Below are 7,135 nucleotides of genomic sequence, written 5' to 3' on the forward strand. Positions count from 1 at the left end.
AATGGCCGTAGACGAATCAAAGCATGGCGGTAACGACCACAGCGACGAGGAGTCAGGCCAGGGCAACCCGACCGGGTCAGGTGCAGACGCAACTGACCCGGTGACGGGTGAGCCGGTTGAAGACGCGTCGTTCATCGAGGCCGAAGGCCCCGATGTCGAGACGCCGACCGGCGACGACGATTCAGAAGGCTACTCCGAGGCAGCAGAGGAAGGTGAGACCGTGGGCGAAGGCGAGCTCAACGACGACGACCTGAACTTTCTCGATGCCGTGAGCGCCGGCCAGACCGACGACTCCGACCTGGCCGCCGAGCGGCTCGCCGACCTGCAGCGGGTGACCGCCGAGTACGCGAACTACCGCAAGCGCACCGAGGCGAACCGAGAGATCGAGCGTGAGCGCACGGTCGGCGAAGTCGTCAAGGTGCTGTTGCCGGTGCTCGACGACTTCGACCGTGCCGAGAAGCACGGCGACCTCGCCGAGGGGCCGTTCGTGTCGATCGTGGCCAAGCTGCGCGTCGGTGTCGAGCGGTTCGGCCTGACCCCGTTCGGAGCGAAGGGCGACATGTTCGACCCCCAGATCCACGAGGCCATCTTTCAGCAGCCGAGCGCCGACGTTCAGATCGAGACCGTCGCAGATGTCGTCGAGACCGGGTACTACCTGGGCTCGTCACTGCTTCGCGCGGCGAAAGTTGTCGTAGCGGTGCCGAATGGCTAGCCAGGACTGGTTCGATAAGGATTTCTACAAGGTGCTGGGGGTGTCGAAAGACGTCTCTGAGGCTGACCTGAAGAAGCAGTATCGAAAGCTGGCCCGCCAGTACCACCCCGACTCGAACCCGGGTGACGCTTCGGCCGAAGCCAAGTTCAAAGAGATCAGCGAGGCCAACTCGGTGCTGTCTGATCCCGAACAGCGCAAAGAGTACGACCAGATTCGCGCGATGGGTTCTGGTGCTCGCTTCACGGCGGGTGGCCAGGGCCAGTCGGGCGGCTTCGAAGACGTGTTCGGCGGCATGTTCGGGGGCGGCGGCCGGGGTGGGGGCGCGAGCAACGCGAACTACTCCTTCCAGCAGGCCGGGTATGACGACCTGCTGGGCGGCATGTTCGGTGGCAACCAGGGCTTCGGCCAGCCGAGCGGCGGATTCCGCGGCTTCGGCGGCCCGACCAGGGGCCGTGACATCAGCGCCCGCACCACCGTCGACTTCGTCACTGCGACGAAGGGCGACACGATCAAGCTGCAGACCTCCGACGGCGGCACCATCACGGTGAAGATTCCCGCCGGTGTGTCTGACGGCCAGAAGATCAAGCTGCGCGGCAAGGGCGAGAAGAGCCCCGACGGCGGCGAGGCGGGCGACATCGTTCTGACGGTGTCGGTGCGCAAGCACCCCGTCTTCGAACGTGACGGGCTGAACCTCCGGGTCAACGTGCCCGTGACCTTCGTCGAGGCGACGCTGGGTGCCACCATCGAGGTTCCGACCCTCGGTGGCGACCCCGTCAAACTGCGGGTCGGCGCAGGCACCCCGAGCGGGCGCGTGCTGCGGGTCAAGGGCCGCGGCGTCGAGACAGCCAAGGGCACAGGCGACCTGCTCGCCGTGGTTCAGGTCGCGGTTCCATCGCACCTGTCGGCCGAGGCCCGTGAGGCCCTCGAGGCCTTCCACGCTCTCGAACCGCAGGAGAACCCGCGGGCCGAGCTGCTGGCCAAGGCCCACGAGTAGCACGACCACACGCCGCTGGTTGAGTAGGCACGCGCAACAACGCTGGTTGAGTAGGCACGCGAAGCGAGCCGTATCGAAACCGGTGACAACATAGAGAATCACGAAAGGCGAACAGGAGGGCGATGAGCGTGCCAGTGAACGAAGACGCCCCCCTGTTCGCCATCGCCGTCGCCGCCGAGCTCGCCGAGATGCACCCGCAGACGCTGCGGCAGTACGACCGGCTCGGCCTCGTCGTGCCCAAGCGCACCGCCGGTAAGTCGCGGCGGTATTCGCTGCGCGATGTCATGCAGCTGCGCGAGATAGCGCGGCTCGGCGCCGAGGGCATCACCCTGGAGGGCATCCGCCGCATCCTCGACCTCGAGAACCTCAACCAGCAGCTCGCCACCCGCGTGCGCGAGCTCGAATCGGCGCTCGCCGACGAGCTGCTCAACCGCCCCGGCCGCCGCGTCTTCGCGGCCGGCGCCGAGGGCGACATCGTCAGCCTGAAGAGCGGAACGCGCACCCAGCGCCGCACCGAGGTCGTCGTCTGGCGCCCCTGACGGCTGCGAGAATGGGGGGCATGACCACTGCGCCCCTCGGACTGCTGCTCGACATCGACGGGCCGATCGCGTCACCGCTGACCCGCTCGATCGTGCAGCCGGGCATCCTCACCGACCTGGTGAAGCTAGCCTCCGGGGGTGTACCGATCGCCTTCATCACGGGTCGCAGCGACGCGTTCGTTCGCGAACAGGTGGTTGCCCCGCTGATGGCCGCGGGGCTGAGTGCGGCGCTGGCGTCGGGCGGCCGCATGTTCGTGGTCTGCGAGAAGGGCGCGGTGTGGTTCACTCTGGGCCCCGGCGGGCCCGGTGAGGTCGAGGTCGACACCAGCGTGTCGCTGCCGCAGTACTTTGCCGACGAGATCAGACGGATGATCGACGACCGTTTCGCCGACACCATGTTCTTCGACGCCACCAAGCGCGCCATGGTGTCGGTCGAGCAGCGCACCGAGGTAGATCACGCTGTGTTCCAGGCCGCCCAGCTCGAGTACAACGAGCTGGCGTTCGACCTGCTGGTCGAGCACGGGCTGGGTGCCCGGTACGGCGACCGTGAGGTGGCGAACGCCGCCGGCGACGTGCCTTTTCGCATCGACCCGACGATCATCTCGAGCGACGTGGAGTCGGTCACGCTCGACAAAGACCGCGGCGCCGAACGGGCGCTCGGCTACTTCACCGAGCTGGGCGAGGTTCCGCACGTCTGGCGGTCGGTCGGCGACTCGCGCAGCGACTACAAGATGGCCGACTACCTGTACTCCGCTGGGTACGACGTGGCGCACGTCGACGTGCGGCCGGCCGACGGGGTGCTCGACCGCCCGTACCGGGTGATCATCGAGGGCGACCTCGTGCACGACGAGGCGGGGGCGGCGTTTCTGTCGTACTGGGTGCAGAAGCTCGGCCTCTGACCGTCAGGGCGAGTCGGTACGCGACGGCGGTTTCGAGGCGGGCGCGTGTGAGACGCCGGTGAAGACCGGTGCGCTGTTCGCGCGGGCGAGGGCCCGGGTGGCTGTGCGCTGCTGCCACGCGTCGCGCAGGCGTCTGACGAAGACGGTGAGCGACAGGTCTTCGTGCAGGCAGTACGCCGCGATGAGGGCGACGGCGCCTGCGCTGATGATGACGTTGCGGATGATCTGCGAGACCACATCGCCCTGAACGGCATCGGGGATGTCCATGGTCTCAGCGATGCTCGCCGAGGCGAAGAAGATCGTCACCGCTACGGCGAGATGGGTCTGGATTCCCTCTTTGAGGCCGACCAGAGCGAAGAGCACGACGACCCACGCCGCATACCACGGGTGGATGACCGTCGACGAGAGCACGGCGGCGGCGAAGGCGAGCGCGAGACGGGTGAGCGGATCGATCTTGCGCATGGTGAACATGATCCACGCGACGAACACGACCATGAGCGCGAGGGCCGCCATCTTGACGATCGAGACCGGCGTGGTGCTGTCGAGGCCGAGGGCGTCGAACGTGCCGCCGAACGCGCCGGAGATGATGCTCACCGGGGCGTACCAGTGCTGCACGGTGCCGGGCGTGGCGAGCGTGAAGATCCACCCGAAACCGACGTTCGTGACCCAGCCCATGGCGGCAAGCACGGCGCCCGACAGTGCGAACGTCGCAATCCAGTACTTGAGGGTGCTGCGCAGGGTGCGGCTCTGACCCGCCCAGATGATGCCGATGACCGGCAGTGCCAGCAGAGCGATCGGCTTGACCCCGATGGCAGCGGCGACGAGCAGCGTGGCGACGATCGGGTGTTTCGTCAGGGCGTAGTACATGCCGGCGACGATGAACGCGAGCATCAGGGCGTCGTTGTGTCCGCCGACGACGAAGTTGAACATGATCAGCGGGCTGGCGGCCACGAGCCAGAGTATCTTCGTGGGGTCGAGCCCGCGCAGCCGCGCGATGCGGTAGGCGTAGAGCGCAATCACGACGGCACTGGCGACGGCGATCATCCGGAACAGAGCGATGGCGGTGACCGGTGAGGTGTTCACGGCGCCCATGATCATCTGCTCTATCCAGAGCCACAGCGGGCCGTACGGCGTCTTGGCGTTGGCCCACATGGGGTCTGCGCCGATGTTGAACCACCCCGGCAGTGCCGAGATGCCGTCGTAGTAGGGGTTGAAGCCCGCGAGCATGAGGCGGCCCTGACCCACGTAGGCGAACATGTCGCGCGTGTAGAGCGGCACCGTGCAGATCAGCGGCACCGCCCAGGCGATGCTCGCGGTGATGACGCGGCGAAGAGCTTCGTCGGGAGCGTTTCGCATCTGCACGCCGAGCTTCAGCCAGGCGATGATGAGCAGGATGCTCGCGGCGATGACCACGATCGACAGCACGTACCCCGCCACGTCGTTCGACCGCAGCGTGCTGATCACGGGCCAGCTGAGCACGTTCGAGCCCGGGCCGATCCAGCCGACGCCGAGCGATCCGAGCGCGATGAAGAGCGTCGCCACCAGCCCCAGAACCAGCGGTGAGCCGAGTTCACGCCTCAACATACTTCTCACTGTAAATACTCTATGAGATGGCGGCTGTTAACGGCATGACCGTGAGCTAAACACTGGCGGAAGACCTCCCTTTTCGCTAAACTTGAGTCAGGTCGGCTCAGGTTTGGGCCGCCACCCTCTTTCGAACAACGATTCGTCAACACCGGCAAGGAAGGTACCAGCCAGATGCAGCCGCAGAGCGGTCAGCAGAATGAGGAGCAGCAGAGCGCCCTCGAGAAGTACGGCGTCAATCTCACCGAGATCGCCGCCAGTGGAAAGCTCGACCCCGTCATCGGTCGAGACGCAGAGATCCGCCGGGTCAGCCAGGTTCTGACGCGGCGCACCAAGAACAACCCCGTGCTCATCGGCGAGCCCGGCGTCGGCAAGACCGCCGTGGTCGAGGGCCTCGCCCAGCGCATCGTCGCGGGCGACGTGGCCGACTCGCTGAAGGGCAAACAGCTCGTCTCGCTCGACCTCGCCGCACTGGTGGCGGGTGCGAAGTACCGCGGCGAGTTCGAAGAGCGGCTGAAGGCCGTTCTGAAGGAGATCAACGACGCCGACGGCCAGATCATCACGTTCGTCGACGAGCTGCACACGCTCATGGGCGCGGGCGGCGGCGAGGGCTCGGTGGCGGCCTCCAACATGCTGAAGCCCATGCTCGCGCGCGGCGAGCTGCGCCTCATCGGCGCGACGACACTCGACGAGTACCGCGAGTTCATCGAGAAAGACGCCGCGCTCGAACGCCGCTTCCAGCAGGTGTTCGTGGGCGAGCCGAGCGTCGAAGACACCGTCGCCATTTTGCGCGGCCTGAAGGAGCGCTACGAGGCGCACCACAAGGTCTCGATCGCCGATGCCGCTTTGGTCGCCGCCGCGTCGCTCTCGAACCGGTACATCACCGGTCGCCAGCTGCCCGACAAGGCCATCGACCTCATCGACGAGGCCGCCTCGCGGCTGCGCATGGAGATCGACTCGGCCCCCGTCGAGATCGACGAGTTGCGCCGCAGCGTCGACCGGCTGAAGCTCGAAGAGCTGGCGCTGAAGAAGGAGAAAGACGACGCGAGCAAGCAGCGTCTCGAGCGTCTGCGGGCCGACCTGGCCGGGCGGCAGGCCGAACTCGGTGTGCTGCAGGAGCGCTGGGAGAAGGAGCGCGCAGTGCTGAACCGCGTCGGTGAACTGAAGACGCAGCTCGATGCGGCGCGGATGGCGGCCGAGAGGGCCCAGCGTGAGGGCAACCTCGAGCGGGCATCCAAGTTGCTGTACGGCGAGATTCCCGTGATCGAGCGTCAGTTGCGCGAAGCCGAGAGTGCCGAGCAGAACCCCGACGTCGAGCGCATGGTGAACGATCAGGTCACCGACAGCGACATCGCGGCCGTGATCGCCGCCTGGACAGGCATTCCTGTCGACCGGCTCACCCAGGGCGAGACCGAGAAGCTGCTCAACCTCGAGGGCGAGCTGGGTAAGCGCCTGATCGGCCAGAAGACGGCCGTGCGCTCGGTCGCCGACGCCGTGCGGCGCACCCGCGCGGGCATCTCCGACCCGAATCGCCCGACGGGCTCGTTCCTGTTTCTCGGTCCGACCGGCGTGGGCAAGACCGAGCTGGCCAAGGCGCTCGCCGAGTTCTTGTTCGACGACGAGCGGGCGATGATCCGCATCGACATGAGCGAGTACGGCGAGAAGCACTCGGTGGCGCGGCTGCTGGGCGCCCCTCCCGGGTACATCGGCTACGAGCAGGGCGGCCAGCTGACCGAGGCCGTGCGTCGGCGCCCCTACTCCGTCGTGCTGATGGACGAGATCGAGAAGGCGCACCCGGAGGTGTTTGACGTGCTGCTGCAGGTGCTCGACGACGGGCGGCTGACCGACGGGCAGGGTCGAACGGTCGACTTCAGGAACACCATCCTGATTCTGACCTCGAACCTCGGCTCGCAGTACCTCGTCGACCCGACACTGTCTGACGAGTCGAAAGAAGAGCTCGTCATGCAGGTCGTTCGCCAGGCCTTCAAGCCCGAGTTCGTCAACCGGCTCGACGACATCGTGGTGTTCTCGGCGCTGTCGCATGACGACCTCGCCCAGATCGTGTCGCTCTACGTCGACCGGCTCGCGTCGCGCGTCTCGCAGCGTGGGCTGTCGCTGGCGGTGACTCCGGATGCCCGGGCCTGGCTCGCCGACAAGGGCTACGACCCCGTGTACGGCGCCCGGCCGCTGCGCCGGCTGATGCAGCACGAGATCGACGACCGCCTCTCGATGGCGCTGCTCTCGGGGGCCATCCGCGACGGCGAAACCGTCTACGTGGGTCTCGCCGCCGAGGGCGACGCCCTCACGGTGGCCACCGCCCCCGCCGATCTCGTGACGGGCGGCTGACCGCCGCCCCCCGCCCGCCCGCTGGTTGAGTAGCGCGGAGCGCGTATCGAAACCCCCCCGA

General features: G+C 67.1%; 6 protein-coding genes. 5 read left to right on the forward strand and 1 reads right to left on the reverse strand.

From position 1 onward, the window contains the following. The first annotated feature begins 1 nt into the window (after nucleotide 1). From V3W46_RS17600 to V3W46_RS17615, 4 genes are all read left to right on the forward strand, one after another. On the forward strand, nucleotides 2-712 hold the full coding sequence (locus V3W46_RS17600; RefSeq protein WP_331784441.1) for a nucleotide exchange factor GrpE: 711 nt from the start codon (nucleotides 2-4) through the stop codon (nucleotides 710-712). Beyond that, nucleotides 705-1,706, forward strand: coding sequence for a DnaJ C-terminal domain-containing protein (locus V3W46_RS17605; protein ID WP_331784442.1), 1,002 nt, complete (start codon nucleotides 705-707; stop codon nucleotides 1,704-1,706). The genes V3W46_RS17600 and V3W46_RS17605 overlap by 8 nt, the downstream gene beginning before the upstream one ends. 122 nt (nucleotides 1,707-1,828) lie before the next feature. After that, a complete protein-coding gene (locus V3W46_RS17610) occupies nucleotides 1,829-2,245 on the forward strand; it encodes a heat shock protein transcriptional repressor HspR (RefSeq protein ID WP_331784443.1) in 417 nt (138 codons plus the stop codon). A gap of 20 nt (nucleotides 2,246-2,265) precedes the next feature. After that, nucleotides 2,266-3,144 (forward strand): hypothetical protein, encoded by an 879-nt coding sequence (locus V3W46_RS17615; protein WP_331784444.1) that lies wholly within the window; start codon nucleotides 2,266-2,268, stop codon nucleotides 3,142-3,144. A 3-nt stretch (nucleotides 3,145-3,147) separates the two neighbouring features. Here the strand turns inward: V3W46_RS17615 and mptB are convergent, their stop codons facing one another. After that, nucleotides 3,148-4,728, reverse strand: a complete 1,581-nt coding sequence (gene mptB / locus V3W46_RS17620; protein WP_331784445.1) for a polyprenol phosphomannose-dependent alpha 1,6 mannosyltransferase MptB — start codon at nucleotides 4,726-4,728, stop codon at nucleotides 3,148-3,150. A gap of 174 nt (nucleotides 4,729-4,902) precedes the next feature. Here mptB and V3W46_RS17625 point away from each other — a divergent pair, with 174 nt between their 5' ends. Continuing rightward, entirely contained in the window at nucleotides 4,903-7,074 is a 2,172-nt protein-coding gene (locus V3W46_RS17625; protein WP_331784446.1) for an ATP-dependent Clp protease ATP-binding subunit, read from the forward strand. Nucleotides 7,075-7,135 lie beyond the last annotated feature (61 nt).

The sequence above is a fragment of the Subtercola sp. YIM 133946 genome (genome assembly GCF_036553535.1).
Lineage (GTDB): Bacteria > Actinomycetota > Actinomycetes > Actinomycetales > Microbacteriaceae > Subtercola.